We start from the raw sequence: 18,556 nt of genomic DNA, 5'->3' as shown, positions 1-18,556 counted from the left end.
AGATATGTGGAAGAGAGGACTCACGGTAGTAGCGGCCCTTTGCGGGGTTTTGGTGGCAGGCGAGAACGGGTATGCCCAATCTGAGCGGAAGAAGGAGCGAAGCGCTCCCGCTGAAGCTGCCCAGCCCCTGAATCTCAGCCAACAGGAGCAGCAACTAAGTGAGTCCTATTTTCTGGAAGGCATGAAATTCTTCATGCTGGAGGAATACACCAAGGCCCTGGACCGGTTTCAGCGCGCCTACGCCATCAGCCCGAACAACGCAGCCATCAACTACAAAGTAGCCGAAACCAGCCTGCTGATGGGCAGCGTGCGGGGAGCAATGCCGTTTGCCAAAGCAGCGGTTGACCTGGAGCCCAACAACACCTATTACCATCTTTTGCTGGCCCAACTCTACACCAACCAGCAGCAGTATGATGACGCCATAAAGGTGTACGCGCGCCTCACGCAGGAAATTCCCAACACAGAGCAGTACCTGTTCAACCTCACCGACCTTTATCTCGCCAAGAACCGCTTAGACGAAGCATTGCAGACGCTGGGGCAGATTGAGCAGAAGTACGGGCTTCAGGAAGAGATTTCTTTTAAGAAACAGCAGATTTACCTCAAGCAGAACAATCTGGCCAAAGCTTTGCTGGAAGGCGAAAACCTGATTGCCGCCAACCCAGAGGAAGTAAAATACTTATTGGCCCAGGCCGAAATTCTGGCCGTGAACAAACGCGTGCCAGATGCCATCAAAATGGCCGAACGCGCCATACGCGTAGCCCCAGAAAATGCCTACGGCCGCTTGATGCTGGCAGATTTGCTGCAACAGCAAGGCAAAACCGCCGAAGCCGATGTGCAACTGGAACAAGCGTTCAGCAGCCCTACGCTGGACATTGACTCCAAGGTCAAAATTCTGGTAGATTACATCAGAAGATTGCCCAACGAGAAAGTAGCGGTACAAGCCATTAAACTAGCCGAACTGACCACCAAAACGCATCCAACAGAAGCCAAAGCTTTTGCCGTAGCCGGTGACATTTACGTGAACTCAGACAAGAAATTGGCCGCGCGTGACAATTACCTCAAAGCCGTGAAGCTGGACCCCGGGCATTTCAAAATCTGGCAGCAGATTGTCTTGCTGGACGGCGAGATGAACCAGACTGATTCTTTGATTCTGCATTCTGAGCGGGCGCTGGAGTTCTTCCCCAACCAAGCCATGTTCTGGTTCTACAACGGCACGGGGCACTTAATCAACAAAAACTACAGCAAAGCTGCCAAATCTCTGGAGTACGGCCGCCGGCTTTCTGCCAACAACCGCGAGCTTTTCCTGCAGTTCAACCTGCAGCTAGGCGATGCCTACAATTCCCTGGAGCAGTTTGACCAGTCTGACCAAGCCTATGAAGCGGTACTGCAACTAGACCCGGCCAACCCGCATGCGCTGAACAACTACAGTTATTTCTTGTCGCTGAGAAGTCAGAACTTGCCCAAAGCCAAGGCTATGGCGGGGGTGCTGGTGGCGCAGTTTCCAGAAAACGCCACGTATTTAGACACCTATGCGTGGGTTTTGTATAAAATGAAAGACTACGCAGAGGCCAAACGCGTATTAGAGAAAGCGGTGGCGGTGTCTTCAGATGCTACCATTATTGAGCATTACGGCGATGTGCTGTACCAACTGGGTCAGAAAGACCTGGCGCTCAAGCAGTGGGTTCGCGCCAGCCAGGTGGGTGGCGCGTCAGATGCCATCAGCAAGAAAATTAAAGACAAGCGACTGTATGAATAAGCATCTATTTTTCTCCCTGGCTCTTGGGCTACTGGTGTTGGCGGGCTGTCAGAAGAAAGTCACCCCTGGCACTTCTGTAGGCGCAGGCCCTGAGAAAATCAACAAAATCAGCGTAGTCAACACAGACTTCCAGTTTTTCACGGCCAAAGGCAAAGTACAGAGCGAGAACAGCGGCCTGAGCGCCAACATCACCATTAGAATGAAGAAGAACGAGGTCATCTGGGCCTCAGTGCAGAAGATTGGCTTTGAGGTGGCGCGCCTGAAAATCACGCCAGACTCAGTATACATTGTGAACAAGCTCAAAGACGAATACGTGATTGGCTCTTACGCCAAGCTGGCCCAGCAGTACAAGATTGACGTGGATTTCAAAACGCTGCAAGAGGTTATCTTGGGGAATTACGTGCCCGGCGACCCTAGCAAAGAGAAAGTGAACCTAGACGGACCCGTACAACACGTGCGCCAACTGCGCAGCAATCTGCAGATTGACCAGTTCATTGACACCACCCGCTACAAACTCAAGCGCACCGAAGTCCGGAACCTAGGCAACAAAGACTTGATGACGGTGGATTACCAAGATTTCTCTGACCTGAACGGCCGTTCTTTCGCGCATTCATTGCTGCTCACCATTCAGCAGCCAGAGGGCAACACGGCCAAAAATAACATAGTGGTAGTGAAGCACAGCCAGGTTTCCACGTCAGAAACTTCCCTGGACTTTCCTTTTTCTGTACCTTCGGGGTATGAACGCAAATAGGCTCGGCCTTCTTTTCCTTTTCTTTTCCTTTTTGCTGCAGGTTCCTTTTCATGCGCAGGCGCAGAAGAAGACCGCGCGCACCACAAAGCAGCCGGTAAAGAGCAAGGCCCAGTTGGAGCGCGAGAAAGCCGCCAACTTACGCCGCATCAAAGAAGCCAACCGCATTCTGCAACAGACCGCCCAAAAGAAACAAGCTTCTTTGGGGCAGTTAAATGTCATCAAAGAGAAAATCACGGTCCAGAAAGGTGTCATCAACAACATTTCCACCGAAATCACTTTCCTGGACAAAGACCTGCAGACCACCGAGGAAAAAGTGATGGAGACGCAGACGGACTTGGAGCGCCTGAAGCGGGAGTACAGCCGCATGATTTACGCGGCTTCCAAAACGGCCAACAGCTACAATAAACTGATGTTTCTGTTCGCGTCTGAGTCTTTTAACCAGATGATGCGGCGCATGCGCTACCTCAGGCAATACACTGAGGCCCGCAAGAAACAGGCCGCTGCCATTGAACAGACCCAGCAGAACCTAAATCAACAACTCACCACGCTCACTACCCAAAAGCAGCAGAAAAAGAGCCTTTTAAACGTACAGTTGAGCGAGAACAAAAACCTGTTGGGCATGCATGACCAGCAGGACCAGGTAATTCAACAATTGAGTTTGCAAGAGCAGTCTTTAAAGCAGGAACTGGAGCAGCGCCAGCAGGCCGTGCGCCAGTTAGACAACTTAATTGCCAATCTGGTGCGCGAAGAAATTGCTCGGGCTGCCCGCGCTGCCGAGAGAGCTGCCGCCGCCAAAGCTGCCCGTGAGGCCGCCGCTGCCGCGCGTGAAGGAAAATCGGCGCCCGCGCCTGTGGCTAAAAAAACCGCCACCAGCAGCAACCGTGTGACTTTGACCCCTGAGGGCGAAGTAATTTCGTCTAATTTCGCCGGGAACAAAGGGCGGTTTGCCTGGCCTGTGGAACGGGGTTTTATCTCGCAGCGCTTCGGGCGACAGGCGCACCCTGTGCTTAAAAACGTGGTAGTAGAAAACCGCGGAATAGACATTCAGACAGGCTCCAATGAACGGGTGCGGGCAATCTTCAGCGGTATTGTGCGGGCGGTGCAGACCATACCGGGCATGGGCAACATTGTGATGGTGCAGCACGGTGAGTATTTTACCGTTTATGCCAAACTACGCACCGTGAACGTGACTGAAGGCCAGGAAATCAACATCAAAGACACCATCGGCACGGTCTCCACAGACGCCGACGGCACCTCAGAACTCCAGTTCCAAATCTGGAAAAACCAATCCAACCTTAACCCCGAGGGCTGGCTCCTGCGCAAATAAAATTTCCCGTTTTCGGCTTCATTTCCAGAAATGAAGCCGAAAACGGGAAAGTGTATGTGTCTTTTTTAAGAATCAACTTATGAAACTATAATGAGGCTTCTTAGAATCATATCAGCCCTTGTTTTTCTAACCTCAACCCTCTGCCTTGGGCAAACGAGTGAACTTCCTAAAAATCTATCTCAGGCTGTTCTATTCTTAAATAATGATGCCTCAGATAGTCTGAAATCAGTTATAAAGAAGATTCCTGAGAGCGAGCTAAAAAAGTTGAGCTACCCTTGGGGTGGTGATTATAAAACTGTTTATAACTGGACAAATCAGCCATATAAGGGAGTTACTAAATACTTGGGCAAGAAAGGAGTTTTGGCCCATCAAGAGACTGTCATCTTAGCTGCATTTAAGCATTTTCTACTGGGAGAAAAATTAAATGAAGCCGCCCTTCTCAAACCTTACCAAAAGATTGAACAGCAATGGGCAAAAGAAGATAAGGTGAGGTTTGTCACAGATAGCTTAAGGGGAGTTTATATTCCCAAAGATTTAGAAGATTGCTTTAATCAAATAAATTCGTTCTGGTCTGACAGCATAAAATTAAAAGTTAAGCAATTGACTGAAGAAGAATTTACTGGAAGAGTACACCATGGATTTGGCACTTGGATGAGGAATAACTGGCAGTTATGGGCTGGTTCCCGGCTTTCAAAATATTTTAACGAGAAAGGTATTCAGCATCCAGATGATATGTCTGGGATTATATTAGATAGTTATCATCGCACCCTAAATAATAAACCTCTGAAACTTGATGAACAAATTGTTTATTATATCAATTATTGGGAAAAAGCTAAGAAAGAAGAGCTAGAAAGCAAAAGGGTTGATTTTGCTGAATATGTTATTGGAGATACTGTTGCATTTCTTTACAGGCAAGGATATTCTTCAAAGGGGCAAGAAGACAAATATGACGATGATTCTTGTATTGCAACCGGAAGAATAATTGGGCTGAATACTAAAGATTTCTTTGTGCATATTAAGCTTTTGCAAAGCTGTGACAAAAAAGGCATTGTCTATTATGACAATGAGGATTCAAGGGTTTACAACAAGAAGACAGGGAAGTTGGAAAAACCTAAGAAACGGAAAATTCTATATATGAGAACTGGCCAAGAGAGATGGTTTGACTATGCTGATTGGGAGGTAGACTAAAACAGTACTCAAAAACCTATAATTCCTGTTTTCTGGCTCGTTTCTGGAAATGAAGCCGAAAACGGAAAATGCAGCTACCGCTTATAAATCAAGAACACCGCCGGTTGTTTGTGCAGGTCCGGTACTTTGCCTTTCCAGTCGACTACGCGCAGGGTTTTGATGAATTCATCTGAACCTGTGATGTTGGCCGCAATGCAGAGCTTGGTGTCTTTGTTCAGGTTTTGCAACAGGTCTTCTACCATCTGGCGGTTGCGGTACGGCGTTTCCATGAAAATCTGCGTCTGGTCTTTCACCGCCATTTCCTTTTCCAGATTCTTCAACGCCAGCACGCGCTCCCGTTTCTCAATAGGCAAATAACCATGGAACGCAAAGCTCTGCCCGTTAAACCCTGAAGCCATCAAGCCCATCAAAATCGCCGAAGGCCCCACCAAGGGCACTACTTTCACGCCGTGTTGGTGCGCCAGCCGCGCCAGTTCCGCACCGGGGTCGGCCACACCGGGACAGCCTGCTTCTGAAATCACGCCTGCATCTTGCCCCGCCAATAATGGTTTTAAAGCTGCCGTCAGCTCCGCATCCGTAGAATTTTTGTCGATGACGGTTATTTGTAGGTTTTCTATGGTTTGGCTGGGCGCAATGGACTTGATGTAGCGCCGGGCCGTGCGCGCATTTTCCACCAGAAAGTAATTCAACTTTGCGGTGACTTCGGCCACTTGCTGACAAATAACCGCCGAAGCCGTGTCTTCAGCCAGCACCGTGGGAATCAGGAAGAGCGTGCCTTTTGCGGGTGTCGCCATGGGTTAAAGTTTACGCCTGCAAAAAGGCCATGGTAAGTTGGTAGAAATCAGCGGGTTTTTCGGCGTGCAGCCAGTGGCCGGCACCTTCAATCGTCTTGATTTCGGCCTGCGGGAACAAAGTCTGAATCTGGGCTAAATCCTGCTCGGGTTTGATGTACCGCGACGTGCCGCCCCTGATGAATAGCGTGGGTTTGTCAAAAGGCGTTTGTGATTCAATGTTGCCCAAAATGTGGTCTAGATTCTTTTCGATTCCCGCCAGATTCAAACGCCACGCAAAACTGTTGTCCTCTTGACGGTACAGGTTCTTCAGCAAAAATTGCCTCGTCCCGAAATCTGGGACCAGTTCGGCTAGTTTTTCATCTGCGTCTTGCCGACTTTCAATAGCTGCCAAATCAATGGAGTGAAAACCGGCCAGAATATCATCATGGTGCGGCGGATAAGCCTTGGGCGCAATATCTGCTACCAGCAATTTGCCCAGTTTTTCTGGGTGCTGCAGCGCGAAGTTCATCGCCACCTTTCCGCCCATGGAATGCCCCAGAATGTAAGGGTTCTGGAGGTTATGGGTGTCAATGAATTCCAGCAGGTCATCAGACATTAACTGATAACTGAAATCATCTGAATGCGGAGAACGGCCGTGGTTGCGTAAATCCACCAGATACACTTGAAACGTCTCTGAGAACTGTTTGCCCAGCGTCTGCCAGTTGTCCAGCGTCCCGAAGAGCCCGTGAAGAATGATAAGCGGTTGGCCTTGGCCTATGACTTTGAAGTTGAGTTCCATTGGTTAAGAGGTTAAAGGGCAAAGGTAAGTTGTTTGCCTGTTTTACAGAAAACACACCCATTTCGTTTTCACTTGGCGCGGCACCTGCGGCCAAAGCGCGGTGAGTTGGTCCAAGTCTAGCAGGAGGGAAGTAATGGTCACCGTGCGGCCATCTGTCAGGGAAAGCGTGAGGTAGCGGTAGTCTTTCCAGAAGCCGCTGGTAGAAGTGCTGCGTGTCTCCAGAATGTTGGTGATGTGCGAAGGATGCAGGTAGTATTTTTGGTTGGGCCGAAGCAAAAGTGCCGTATTGTTCTTCGGTTCCAACTCTAGGGCGCTTTCGCGTTCATGGCGGTAGTATTGCCAATGCACCAGCAAAGTGGGCACCGCGAACAAGAACAAAATACTGCCCAAGCCGATGGCGATGCCGCGCTCCAGCGGAGTGTCATTGCCTTCGCGCAGCAACATCCCGAACATAGACAAGGCCATCCAGAAACTAATCAACGACCAGAACACCAGCCCGAACTGCCGCTGCGGCGTGAGGTAATACAGGTTGCCGCGTTTTTTGAACACCTTCATCAGGAACCGCACCAGAAAATGCGCCAGCACCACAAAGGCGGCAATCTTGAAGAGCATGCCTAACATGGGCGCGCCTCCGTTTTTGGGCTCGTTTCTGGAAATGAAGCGGAAAACAGAAAACCCCGCATCAGCCTTTGAGTTGGCGCAGGTACAACTGAATGGTGTTCTCCAGCCCCAGATAAATAGCGTCACAGACCAATGCGTGGCCAATGGACACTTCGGCTAAATTGGGAAGTTGTTGTTTAAGGTAACGTAGGTTGTCTAAGTCTAAATCATGGCCGGCGTTCAAGCCCAAACCGCACTGCTGCGCTACACGGGCAGCTTCAGCGTACGGTTTTACAGCGGTTTCGCGGTCAGTTAGATAATGGTGGGCGTAGGCCTCAGTGTAAAGTTCTATGCGGTCGGTGCCGGTGAGGGCGGCGCCTTCTACCTGCGCGTTGATGGGGTCCACGAAGATGGACGTTCTAATGCCCAAGGCTTTGAACTCCGCAATGACATCGACTAAAAAATCTTTGTGCTTGAGGGTGTCCCAACCGGCGTTGGAGGTAATGGCGTCGGGCGCGTCGGGCACCAGGGTTACTTGCTCGGGCTTCACGGCGGTCACCAGTTTGATGAAATCTGGTGTGGGGTTGCCTTCAATGTTGAACTCGGTGGTCACCACTGCTTTTAAGTCGTACACGTCCTGGAACCGGATGTGCCGCTCGTCGGGGCGGGGGTGCACGGTGATGCCCTGCGCCCCGAAGCGCTCGCAATCCAGTGCGGTCTGCACCACATTGGGCCGGTTGCCGCCGCGCGCATTCCGCAACGTGGCTATTTTATTTATATTTACGCTGAGTTTCGCCATGGTGTAAAAGATTTACGTTCCTTCTACGGATGTTAGAACTACTAACATGCTCTTGCGGCAAATATAAAACAAACTGCGCGGGACTTGCCTACATTTGATTTTCCACGGATATTTTTCAACTGAGAAATGTCTTCTAACCTGTAAAACTATGTCACTGAAAGAAAACATTGAAGCCGGTATCAAACAAGCCATGCTGGCCAAAGATAAAACCCGCCTGCAGGCCCTACGCGCCATCAAATCTCAGATTCTGTTGGCCGAAACCGAGAAAGGCGCCGCCGAAGCCCTGACCCCAGACGCAGAACTGAAACTCCTGACCAAAGCCGCCAAGCAGCGCCGCGAGTCGGCCGAAGTGTACCGCACTCAGTCCCGCACCGATTTGGAGGAGATTGAGCTGGCAGAGCTGGCCATTATTGAGGAATACCTGCCGCAGCAACTAGACGAGGGAACGCTGCGTGAGCGCCTCCACGAAATTATTCAGCGCGTTGGTGCCCTGGGGCCGTCTGACATGGGCAAAGTGATGGGCGTGGCCTCACGTGAACTGTCGGGTCAAGCCGATGGTCGTGCTATCTCCAACGCCGTGAGCGCGCTCTTGAACAACCCCAACGCCTAAGCTTTCACTGGTTGAGTACATTTGATTTCTTCCTGCTTTTGCCCGTGATGTACGGGGCGTTCAGAGGATTTTTCAGGGGTTTGGTACTGGAGGTTGCGTCTATGGCTACGTTGGTGGTGGTCACAGTCTTCGGGGTGAAGTTGGTGAGTCTGGTCACGCCGTTCATTCAGGAATTTCTGGGCATGGGCGGGGGCTTTGTGGCCTATCTGCTGGTGTTTGTGGGCGTGGGCTTTGCGGTGCGCGCCATGGGCGTGGTGGTGAAGAAAGCCGTGCACCTCACGCCCTTCGGCTTGCTGGACAATCTGCTGGGTGCTGGTATTGGCGGCGCCAAGTGGGGCTTCGTGATTTGTCTGCTGGTGTATTTCGCGAATGCTACCGGCGTAGATAAGTATGTGGACGCCACGGCTACCTCCACCGTGTATCCTTATTTTGTAGAGGTGGCGCCAAGTGCCTGGGCGTTTGTGCAATGGGTGATTCCCGTGGGCCGTGAGGCGCTGGGAGCGTTTACTTGAGATTTTTCGATTCCCGTTTTTGGCTTCGTTTTGGGAAATGAGGCTGAAAACGGGAATTGGTAGTTGACAACACTGCAAACTCCTTTGTATATTAACTCAGTTTCCTAATTTTCAGAAAAAGATGAAACGCAGATTTAAGCTAATATTTATCGGGTCTCTATTCGCCATAAGCTTAATCTTTTTTACAGGAAATATCATCTTGAACTATCCGGCAGAATGGGATTCTGTCAAAGTTGGCAGGCCACGTTCAGAAATGATTGGGCAGTTAGGAAAATCTTTAACAGAAGGTATTTATAGAATTAAGGGAGACGTTTACATAAAAGATTTTGCCTTTGGTTGGTACAGATTAGACGCTTTTTCAGATGAAAACAGTAATCAACTCACAGACAAATATGTATCTCTGTATTTAGGAACCAAGGCCCACTACTACGTATTTAGTTTATGATTTAACGGTAATTACGTATCTTACTAAAAAGGAGATTTTATGAGAGCCATTGAAGCCACCGGTAAGATAGACAAGCAAGGAAATCTGCGCTTAGACAATCCTTTGCTGATGCGGGAAAAGAACGTGAAGGTGATTATTTTGCTGTCTGACGAGGAAGAACAAGAAGAAAAACTTTGGATGAAAGCCATGGCCACCAATCCAGCGTTTGATTTTCTGCACGAAGCTGAGGAGGATATTTATAAGCTCACCGACGGAAAGCCATTCCATGACTAAAGGAAAAATTGTGTTGGTGCCTTTCCCGTTTGATGATTTCAGCGGAACCAAGGTAAGGCCAGCCGTTTGCCTGACCAATGAAATCGGTTTTTATGATCATGTGGTTATTGCTTTCATAAGTAGTCAAATTCCTGCTTCGCCAGAAACTACAGATTTGATTATAACCAAAAGCGATAGAGACTTTAAAGCCACTGGGCTATCTGTAGATTCAGTCATCAAGCTTCATAAAATAGTGACCATTCCCAAGAACCTGATAAAAAGGCAATTGGGCGTGCTTTCTGCAAATCAACAAACCGAAGTCAACAAGCACTTGAAAGTCTTGTTCGATTTATAGCATCTATAAATTCACTTCCCGTTTTCGACTCCGTTTCCCAAAATGAGCCCGAAAACGGCCATATCTTTTTCTTCTTCCCCGCGTTTCTCTCCTGTGCTGCTGCTTCTAGACAACTTTGATTCCTTTACTTACAACCTGTATGACTACTTCCGGCAGTTGGGCGTGGCGGTGGAGGTGCGACGCAATGATGTGCCGTTGGCGGAGTTGCAACAGTTGCCGCTGGAGGGGATTGTGCTCTCACCCGGGCCGGGCACGCCGGAGAAGGCGGGGGTGATGCCGCAAGTGATTGACTATTACCATGACAAGCTTCCCATTTTGGGCATTTGTCTAGGGCATCAGGCGCTGGGGCAGTTCTTCGGCGCGATTGTGGTGAAAGGCCTGAGACCCATGCACGGCAAGATTTCTGAGATTCACTGCGCACCCGACCCTATTTTTGAAGGCTTGCCCACCGTCATGCCGGTGGTGCGGTACCATTCTTTGGTGGTGCAGGAGTCGCCGGCGTGTCTGGTGCCGCTGGCCCAGACGGAGGAGGGCGAGTTGATGGCGTTCAAGCATTGCGAACTTCCGCTGTACGCCCTGCAGTTCCACCCCGAGGCCGCGCTTACCCAACATGGGCTGGCAATGCTCAGAAATTGGGTGGAAATTGCTAATATTACACTCGTATAGTTGTTTTTACCACCAGAATCACAAGCGAATTTCTCACATGGACTTGGAAATCAAGAAGGAAGGCGGGTTTGAGTACATTGACGAAGGCCAGGGCGACGTGCTGTTGCTTTTGCACGGCCTCTTCGGGGCGCTCAGTAACTGGCAGGGTGTGGTCTCTTATTTCCAGAAAAACTACCGCGTGGTCATTCCCTTAATGCCTCTGTACGAGATGCCTTTGCCCAATGCCAGCGTGCCGGGCCTGGTGGAGTTTGTGGAGGAATTTGTGGCGCACAAACAACTGAACAACCTGAGTTTGCTGGGCAATTCCCTGGGCGGACACGTGGCGCTGGAATATGCCTTGAAAAACCCTTCGCACGTAAGTCGGTTGGTCTTGACAGGTTCTTCGGGCTTGTTTGAAGATTCCATGGGCGGTTCTTTCCCTAAGCGCGGCAACTATGAATTTGTGAAAGAGCGCATTGAATACACGTTCTATTACCCAGAGGTGGCTACCAAAGAATTGGTAGACGAGGTCTTCGAAATCACCAACAGCAATCCCAAAGTGCTTCGTATTATCTCCATTGCTAAATCGGCGCAGCGAAATAATCTGGGCAAGGAATTAGATAAAATAAAAGCGCCCACCTGCCTGATCTGGGGCCTGAATGATACCATTACACCGCCTGTGGTGGCCCACGAGTTCAACAGATTGATTCAAAACTCAGAACTGCACTTCATTGACCACTGCTGCCACGCGCCCATGATGGAACATCCCAAGGCGTTTAACAGTATCTTAGAGAGATTCCTACTCAAGACCGCTGTATGATTGCTGAAGAACTGATAAACCAGATGGTGCCCCCGCTCAAACTCTCTGACACCGGCGAAAAAGCCGTGCGGTGGATGGAAGAGTTTCGGTTGAACCAGCTCCCCGTGGTGAAAAACCGCAAATACCTGGGGCTGGTCACCGAGGAGAACGTGCTGGAAGCCAAAAACCCGGAGTTGAGCCTGGAGAAAATTACCTTTGACTTTGAGCACGTGCACGTACAGCAGAACCAGCATTTCTATAACGTGATGGAACTGGCTATCAAAAACAAAGTGCAGGTAGTGCCGGTTCTGGATGAACTACAAGAATATTTGGGCGTGATTACCGTAAATGATACCATAGCAGCCTTCGGGCAGATGACCGCCATGCAGGGCCAGGGCGGTATTCTGGTGCTGTGCATGGCCGAGCGGGACTATTCCCTGAGTGAGATCAGCCGCTTGGTGGAGTCTAACAACGTCAAAATCCTGAGCGCCTATGTAAGCCCAGACGAACTTGATATCTTCAGGATCAAGCTCACCCTCAAGATGAACACCCTGGATTTAACGCGTGTAGTGGCCACTTTAGAAAGGTTCGGTTACAAAGTTACCGCGCAGTACCAAGACGGCACAGAGCCCCAAGATGACCAAGACCGTTTGGATATGTTGATGCGGTATTTGAACGTTTAAATGTCTTTAATTTCCGTTTTCGGGCTCATTTCCAGAAACGAGCCCGAAAACGGAAGAAAAATTTTACGTCAAAGAATACCAGAAATAGCAGGCGGTCTTATCTTACAACTCAGAAAACGCACCCACGCGTCATTTCAAATTCCTTAATTCCCCCAGCGCCAACACAAGCCATGAAAATAGCCATCGTCGGGAAGCCAGTTAAAGAGGAGGTAGTGCCGTTTGTGCGGCGCCTGCTGGACCTGCTGCTGAGCCAGGGCGTACAAGTGACCGTGGCCGATGAATTCGCAGCGTCCTTGGCTCCGTTTTTTCCGTTACCACCCCACATTGACGTATTCACCCGCGAAGACAGCCTCTTAGATGTAACCTACCTGCTCAGCCTTGGGGGCGATGGTACCTTGCTAGACGCCGTAACCTACGTGGGGCCGCTACAGATTCCCATTCTAGGCATTAACATGGGCAGGCTGGGTTTTCTCGCCTCTGTACCTTATGCGCAATTGGAGTTAGCCATAGATTCTCTTTTGCGCGGACACTACACCATAGAAGAGCGATCCCTTATTCACCTAGACAGTGACCAAGAGGTTTTTGACGGCAAGAACTTCGGGTTGAATGAATTTACAATTTTAAAGCGCGATACGTCATCTATGATTGCGGTTCATACGTACATAGACGGTGAGTATTTGAATTCCTATTGGGCAGATGGCTTAATTGTGGCAACGCCTACGGGGTCAACGGGGTATTCGCTCTCCTGCGGAGGCCCGGTCATGATGCCGCAGACAAACAATTTTGTCATCTCACCCGTATGCCCACATAACTTGAACGTGCGTCCGCTGGTAGTTTCTGACAAGAGCGTGATCTCTTTTGAAATTGAAGGCAGAAGCACCAGGTATTTAGTGTCCTTAGATTCCCGCTCCAAGCCTGTTGATGCCTCTATTCAACTGGCTGTGAGGCGGGAAGATTTTAATGCACGGCTGGTAAAGCTCAATCAGGTGAACTTCCTGACCACCCTTAGAACCAAAATGCATTGGGGCCTGGACCAGAGGAATGCTTAAGAAGAGATATTATATGTGAAATGCCTATATATCTGCTTCTTATATTCAGAAAAAAGTTATAGTTTTGCCCGTGGCTGTACAAGTGTGACTTGTATGGTATAGTATATTTTAGTAACCGTTGATGGCATGAAAAACATATTCTCTCTTTCTTCTCTTATCCTCTTCCTATTATTGGCGGTCGCACCTGATGCTGACGCGCAGCGTTTCAATAGAAGAAATCTTTACAATAGTGTGGGAGTAAGCTTAAATGCTATGAACTACTTTGGTGATGTAACGCCAGAGGCAGATTTCACTAGCTTGCGCCTAAACTCCACGCGCCCAAGCGTTTCTGTGTTTGTCACTAGAAAATTCACGCCACGTATTTCTGGCCGGGCAACCTTGTCATGGGGCCGTATCACCGGTGATGACAGCAAGAGCGCCAGCCCAGACGAGGCAGAAAACGTGCCGCGCTACAAGCGGAACCTGAGTTTCCGGAACGACATCAAAGAATTGAGTTTGATAGGTATTGTTGACCTGTTTGAGAACAGAAGAACCTATCTGCGCCGTCCGGACTTTACCCCGTATGCGTTTGCTGGTGTAGCCGTGTTCCATCACAACCCTATGGCCTATTATGATGGCGGTAATGGTGTTGCTACCGGTTGGTATGATTTACAGCCTTTAGGCACTGAGGGTCAGTATGCTGAGGGTGAAGGTTACCCAGACCCTTATAAGAAAATTCAATTCGCTATACCATTCGGCTTGGGCGTGCGTTACAGAATTGACAAGCGTTGGGACGTTGGCCTGGAAGTAACCTGGCGGAAAACATTCACTGACTACTTGGATGATGTGAGTGGTTCTTACGCTGATAAAAACGACCTTAAAAATCCGGTTGCCATTGCCTTGTCAGACAGAAGCGCTGAAAGCGCGAGAGCAAAAGCAGGACAATACCCCATTGTGACAGATGGTGGTTTCCCACATTTGAGAGGATATGGTTCAAAAGGTGACCAAAGAGGAGACATTACAGATGATGATTGGTTTATCACAACAGGCATTACGCTTACCTATATTCTTCGGCCAAACGCCAGAGGACCTAAGTTCCGTTAACCGGGAGAAGACCACCGTAGTTAGTACATGATGTTACAACCATTACGCACACTCCTTATTTGCACCATGGTGCAAATGGGGAGTGTTTTTTTTGCGGGTAATTCCTTTGCCCAGCAACGCATGCCGGAACGCAGCACAAGTGAGTTGGGTATCAGTGTGGGCGGTATTACCTATAAGGGAGAGGTAGCGCCGCGTTACAGGTTTTTAAGCAACCGCCCAGCCTTAATGGTTTTCTATAAAAGAGATTTCTCCAGGGCCTTGTCTTGGCGTGGCAGTTTGCTTTTGGGCCGTATCAATGCCCAGGATGAGCAGTACCAGAAAAAAGTGCCCTTGGCAGAATATAGAAAAGCAACGGTAAACACTAGCGTGTTGGAGTTAAGCGGTGGCATTGACTATAATTTCCTGGATTACTATGACTTCAGACGCCGCACCAGATGGACCCCTTATTTCACGGTTGGTGCGGCGGCAGTAGTATACAACAACAAGACTACGGCAGAAGATCCTAACCTCATTTATGGACAACCAGACAACGAGCCCTATAAAACAGGTTTCGCCTTTGCTGTACCGGTAGGGGCAGGTGTTAAATATGCGTTATCTCATCATTTAAACCTGGGGTTTGAGTTTGGCGCGCGCGCCATGTTCACGGATGACTTTGACAACCTCTCCACCAAGAATGAGCAGGTCATGAACCGCCATGACAATGACTGGTATTTTTACAACGGTATCAGTATCTCCTACACTTTCTATCGGCTTAACTGCCCTCAATAGGCAGTATCCTCCGCTTTCCTTCAGCAAGACTGCACCAAATACCTAGAATATACCAAGCTTTTCCTAAATTGCATTGAAATTTCATTTTTAATGAGTCCCAAGGAAAAGATAGACACAGGCAATTTGCCGCAACACATTGCCGTTATCATGGACGGAAACGGGCGTTGGGCAAAGAAAAAAGGGAATCTCCGAATCTTCGGTCACCAGAACGCCATTACGGCGGTGCGGGAAACGGTAGAGGCGGCGGCAGAACTGGGAGTCAAATTCTTAACGCTCTATGCCTTTTCCACAGAGAATTGGTCCCGGCCTAAGTATGAGGTAGAAGCCCTCATGCAATTGTTGGTAAGTACCATCCGGAAGGAGACGGCCACCTTGAACAAGAACAACATCAGGTTACAGGCCATTGGTGACCTGGAGTCTCTGCCCCAGGCTTGCAGGAAGGAATTGCAGGAAGCCATGGAGATGACCAGCCAGAATAGTAGAATGACCCTGGTACTGGCACTGAGTTACAGTGGGCGGTGGGAATTGGTACAAGCTGCCCAGAAAATAGCCTCTTTGGTGAAAAACGGGGACTTGTTGCCGGAAGACATCACTGAAGCCACTATTGCAAGTTGCCTCAACACCACCGGAATTCCTGATCCAGAATTGTTGATCAGAACCAGCGGCGAGCAGCGAATCAGTAATTTTTTATTGTGGCAACTGGCTTACACAGAATTATATATCACAGAATTACTCTGGCCAGATTTCAGGAAAGAGCATCTTTATGAAGCAATACTTTCTTTTCAGCAACGGGAACGCCGTTTTGGGAAGACAAGCGAACAATTACAAAACACACATTCTTAATGAGTAAGTATTTTTGGCTGTTATGCCTTTTAGCAATGTCTGGTGCCACGGCCACGGCTCAGATCAGATTAGGTCTTGGTAACAGCAGCGCGGCAAGTTCTATAGATTACGCAAATCCTAAGAAATATGAAATTGGTGGAATTACGGTAAGCGGGGCTAAGTTCTTAGACCCCAATGCCTTGATTTCATTGACCGGCCTACGTATTGGAGACAATATTGAAGTGCCCGGTGACGCCATTGGCCGTGCCATCCAGAAACTGTGGGACCAAGGCATTCTTGGTGGCGTAGACGTGCGGGCTACCAAGATTGAAGGCGATAAAATCTTCCTTGATTTCTTCTTGACAGAGCGCCCACGCTTGTCACGGTTTGATTTCACGGGTGCCTCCAAATCACAGGCCGAAGACTTACGCAAACAAATCACCTTGAACAAAGGGCGCGTAGTGACAGATGACGTGCTCAGCTCCACCCGCACCATTGTGCAAAAATTCTTTCAGGAGAAAGGTTATTTGAATACCCAGGTGGTCATAAAGCAGACGCCTGACTCCATTATTGGGAACAGCGTGATTCTGGACATACGCGTAGACAAAGGAGAGAAAGTACGTATTGGGGAATTGGTGATTGAAGGAAATGAAGCCTTCAGTGACCGGAAACTCAAACGCCAACTTAAAAAGACCAAAGAAAAGGATTTCTATAAAATCTTTACCAGTTCTAAATTTCAGCGGGCCGCTTTTGAGGAAGACAAAAAGCTATTGGTAGATTTCTATAACAAAGAAGGCTACAGAGACGCCGCCGTGGTTACTGATTCTATCTACACCATCAGTGATGACCGCATCGGTATTAAATTGGTGGTAGAGGAAGGGAGCAAATACTTCTACCGCACCATCAGCTGGAGAGGTAACTACCTGTATGATGACGCCTTTCTGGCCAGAGTCTTAGGCTTGGACAAAGGCGATGTGTACAACAAGGAAGAGCTGGACAAACGCCTGAACTATGACCCCACCCGCGGGACAGACATCACGTCTTTGTACATGGATGATGGTTACCTATTCTTCCAGATAGAGCCGGTAGAAGTGGCCGTGGAAGGCGATTCCATTGACATTGAGCTACGCATTAGTGAAGGGTCTCAGGCCAAAATCAACTCCATTACTGTACAAGGGAACACCAAAACCAGTGACCACGTGGTACTGCGTGAGTTGCGTACTTTGCCTGGGCAGAACTTCAGCCGGGCAGCCTTGATCAGGTCTCAGCGCGAATTGGCCAGCTTGGGCTATTTTGACCCAGAGAAAATTGGCATGAACCCTGTGCCTAACCCCGTAGACGGAACCGTAGACATTCAATATACCGTAGAAGAACGCCCGAATGACCAAATCACCCTTTCCGGTGGCTGGGGCGGTGGCTTAGGTGCCGTGGGTACTGTTGGCTTGGTGTTGAATAACTTTTCATTGCGCAAGGCAGGCAGCTTTAAAAACTGGCGCCCGGTTCCGTCTGGCGACGGTCAGCGGTTGGCTCTGAACATTCAGGCCAACGGCAGAAGATACCAATCGTATTCGCTTTCTTTCACAGAACCATGGCTAGGGGGCCGAAGACCAAATTCATTGACGGTAAGCTTGAGCAAATCTGTGCAGCGTTTCAATGAGCAAGGTGAGCTGGGCCAACTCAAAGAAGCCTACATTGACATTAATGGTGCCGCGGTGAACTTAGGCCGTAGGTTAAGATGGCCAGATGATTATTTCACGTTGAGCAACTCGTTGTCTTACTACAGATACAACATGAGCAACGGTTCTACCATCTTTAGAGGCTACGCCGAGGCAGACAATATCAAAGACGCCAATAATATTTCGTTTATCACATCATTTGCCAGAAATAGTATTGACAACCCTACCTACACGCGTTCAGGGTCTTCTATTGGCTTGAATGTCACTTTTACGCCGCCTTATTCCCTTTTCAAAGGCTCCACTAACTCGTTCCAGTGGATAGAATTTCACAAATGGATGTTTGATGCCTCTTGGTTTCATAGTTTGGCAGGAGATTTGATATTGAATACCAGAGCGCACTTCGGGTTCATTGGTTCTTATACTTCAAAAGGAAATATAGGGCCGTTTGAGCGCTTCAAGTTGGGTGGTTCTGGTCTGGGCGGTGGCGGCTTTATTGTGGCCACAGATTACGTGGGCTTGCGAGGGTACCAAGATGAAAGCATTACGCCTATCAATTCACCGGGCGGCGTGGCCTTCAACAAATACGTGGCAGAACTCAGGTACCCTATATCATTGAACCCTGCGGCAACTGTGTTTGTTCTAGGGTTTGCAGAGGCAGGTAACAACTTTGGAACGTACCGTACATACGATCCTTTCAAACTGTATCGTTCTGTAGGGGTAGGCGCAAGGGTGTTCATGGCGGCCTTCGGGTTGCTGGGCTTTGACTATGGTTGGGGCTTAGATACGGTGCCGGGCATACCAGGCGCCAGCGGTGGTCAGTTCCACTTTATCATAGGCCAGCAGATTAGGTAATCGGCAACAAAA

At 49.2% G+C, this 18,556-nt stretch carries 21 protein-coding genes; 17 read left to right on the top strand and 4 right to left on the bottom strand.

The features are described from left to right. The first annotated feature begins 4 nt into the window (after positions 1-4). The 4 genes from IMY23_RS12090 to IMY23_RS12075 all read left to right on the top strand — a co-directional run bounded on the left by IMY23_RS12090 (position 5) and on the right by IMY23_RS12075 (position 5,022). Complete coding sequence (locus IMY23_RS12090) at positions 5-1,756, top strand: tetratricopeptide repeat protein (protein ID WP_192822336.1); 1,752 nt, start codon at positions 5-7, stop codon at positions 1,754-1,756. Continuing rightward, positions 1,749-2,507 (top strand): DUF4292 domain-containing protein, encoded by a 759-nt coding sequence (locus IMY23_RS12085; RefSeq protein ID WP_192822335.1) that lies wholly within the window; start codon positions 1,749-1,751, stop codon positions 2,505-2,507. The genes IMY23_RS12090 and IMY23_RS12085 overlap by 8 nt, the downstream gene beginning before the upstream one ends. Next, positions 2,494-3,834 (top strand): murein hydrolase activator EnvC, encoded by a 1,341-nt coding sequence (locus IMY23_RS12080; protein ID WP_192822334.1) that lies wholly within the window; start codon positions 2,494-2,496, stop codon positions 3,832-3,834. Before IMY23_RS12085 ends, IMY23_RS12080 begins: the two co-directional genes overlap by 14 nt. A 90-nt stretch (positions 3,835-3,924) precedes the next feature. Next, a complete protein-coding gene (locus IMY23_RS12075) occupies positions 3,925-5,022 on the top strand; it encodes a DUF6794 domain-containing protein (protein ID WP_192822333.1) in 1,098 nt (365 codons plus the stop codon). 74 nt (positions 5,023-5,096) lie between these two features. On the opposite strand, the gene IMY23_RS12070 is transcribed toward IMY23_RS12075, so the two are convergent. From IMY23_RS12070 to IMY23_RS12055, 4 genes are all read right to left on the bottom strand, one after another. Beyond that, positions 5,097-5,816, bottom strand: coding sequence for an SAM-dependent methyltransferase (locus IMY23_RS12070; protein WP_192822332.1), 720 nt, complete (start codon positions 5,814-5,816; stop codon positions 5,097-5,099). 10 nt (positions 5,817-5,826) lie between these two features. Then, positions 5,827-6,594, bottom strand: a complete 768-nt coding sequence (locus tag IMY23_RS12065; RefSeq protein ID WP_192822331.1) for an alpha/beta fold hydrolase — start codon at positions 6,592-6,594, stop codon at positions 5,827-5,829. A gap of 42 nt (positions 6,595-6,636) precedes the next feature. After that, a complete protein-coding gene (locus IMY23_RS12060; protein WP_192822330.1) occupies positions 6,637-7,215 on the bottom strand; it encodes a hypothetical protein in 579 nt (192 codons plus the stop codon). Positions 7,216-7,276: 61 nt separating this feature from the next. Then, positions 7,277-7,993 carry a pyridoxine 5'-phosphate synthase gene (locus tag IMY23_RS12055; protein WP_192822329.1) on the bottom strand — a complete coding sequence of 239 codons (717 nt, stop codon included), beginning with the start codon at positions 7,991-7,993 and terminating at the stop codon, positions 7,277-7,279. Between the two features lie 148 nt (positions 7,994-8,141). Between IMY23_RS12055 and IMY23_RS12050 the strand changes: the two genes are divergently transcribed. From IMY23_RS12050 to bamA, 13 genes are all read left to right on the top strand, one after another. After that, positions 8,142-8,603, top strand: coding sequence for a GatB/YqeY domain-containing protein (locus tag IMY23_RS12050; protein ID WP_192822328.1), 462 nt, complete (start codon positions 8,142-8,144; stop codon positions 8,601-8,603). Between the two features lie 11 nt (positions 8,604-8,614). After that, positions 8,615-9,115 carry a CvpA family protein gene (locus IMY23_RS12045; protein WP_192822327.1) on the top strand — a complete coding sequence of 167 codons (501 nt, stop codon included), beginning with the start codon at positions 8,615-8,617 and terminating at the stop codon, positions 9,113-9,115. A 121-nt stretch (positions 9,116-9,236) separates the two neighbouring features. After that, positions 9,237-9,560: a hypothetical protein gene (locus IMY23_RS12040; RefSeq protein ID WP_192822326.1), complete on the top strand. Its 324-nt coding sequence runs from the start codon at positions 9,237-9,239 to the stop codon at positions 9,558-9,560. Between the two features lie 39 nt (positions 9,561-9,599). Further along, on the top strand, positions 9,600-9,833 hold the full coding sequence (locus tag IMY23_RS12035; RefSeq protein ID WP_192822325.1) for a hypothetical protein: 234 nt from the start codon (positions 9,600-9,602) through the stop codon (positions 9,831-9,833). Next, positions 9,826-10,167 carry a type II toxin-antitoxin system PemK/MazF family toxin gene (locus IMY23_RS12030; protein WP_192822324.1) on the top strand — a complete coding sequence of 114 codons (342 nt, stop codon included), beginning with the start codon at positions 9,826-9,828 and terminating at the stop codon, positions 10,165-10,167. The genes IMY23_RS12035 and IMY23_RS12030 overlap by 8 nt, the downstream gene beginning before the upstream one ends. 93 nt (positions 10,168-10,260) lie before the next feature. Beyond that, positions 10,261-10,833, top strand: a complete 573-nt coding sequence (locus tag IMY23_RS12025; protein ID WP_192822323.1) for an aminodeoxychorismate/anthranilate synthase component II — start codon at positions 10,261-10,263, stop codon at positions 10,831-10,833. 37 nt (positions 10,834-10,870) lie between these two features. Further along, positions 10,871-11,632, top strand: coding sequence for an alpha/beta fold hydrolase (locus IMY23_RS12020; RefSeq protein ID WP_192822322.1), 762 nt, complete (start codon positions 10,871-10,873; stop codon positions 11,630-11,632). Then, positions 11,629-12,294, top strand: coding sequence for a CBS domain-containing protein (locus IMY23_RS12015; RefSeq protein ID WP_192822321.1), 666 nt, complete (start codon positions 11,629-11,631; stop codon positions 12,292-12,294). Before IMY23_RS12020 ends, IMY23_RS12015 begins: the two co-directional genes overlap by 4 nt. Positions 12,295-12,464: 170 nt before the next feature. Then, positions 12,465-13,343, top strand: coding sequence for an NAD kinase (locus IMY23_RS12010; RefSeq protein WP_192822320.1), 879 nt, complete (start codon positions 12,465-12,467; stop codon positions 13,341-13,343). 126 nt (positions 13,344-13,469) lie between these two features. Next, the gene (locus IMY23_RS12005) at positions 13,470-14,426 is read left to right on the top strand and encodes a DUF6089 family protein (protein WP_192822319.1); all 957 of its coding nucleotides are present in this window, start codon (positions 13,470-13,472) and stop codon (positions 14,424-14,426) included. A 27-nt stretch (positions 14,427-14,453) separates the two neighbouring features. Beyond that, positions 14,454-15,194 (top strand): DUF6089 family protein, encoded by a 741-nt coding sequence (locus IMY23_RS12000; protein WP_192822318.1) that lies wholly within the window; start codon positions 14,454-14,456, stop codon positions 15,192-15,194. Positions 15,195-15,284: 90 nt separating this feature from the next. Further along, entirely contained in the window at positions 15,285-16,037 is a 753-nt protein-coding gene (locus tag IMY23_RS11995) for an isoprenyl transferase (RefSeq protein WP_192822317.1), read from the top strand. Further along, a complete protein-coding gene (gene bamA, locus IMY23_RS11990; protein WP_192822316.1) occupies positions 16,037-18,544 on the top strand; it encodes an outer membrane protein assembly factor BamA in 2,508 nt (835 codons plus the stop codon). The genes IMY23_RS11995 and bamA overlap by 1 nt, the downstream gene beginning before the upstream one ends. Positions 18,545-18,556: the final 12 nt, after the last annotated feature.

It is taken from the genome of Rufibacter sp. LB8 (assembly GCF_014876185.1).
In the GTDB taxonomy this organism is placed as follows: domain Bacteria; phylum Bacteroidota; class Bacteroidia; order Cytophagales; family Hymenobacteraceae; genus Nibribacter.
Note: the sequence above shows the minus strand (reverse complement) of the source record. Positions and strands in the feature narration are given on the sequence as shown.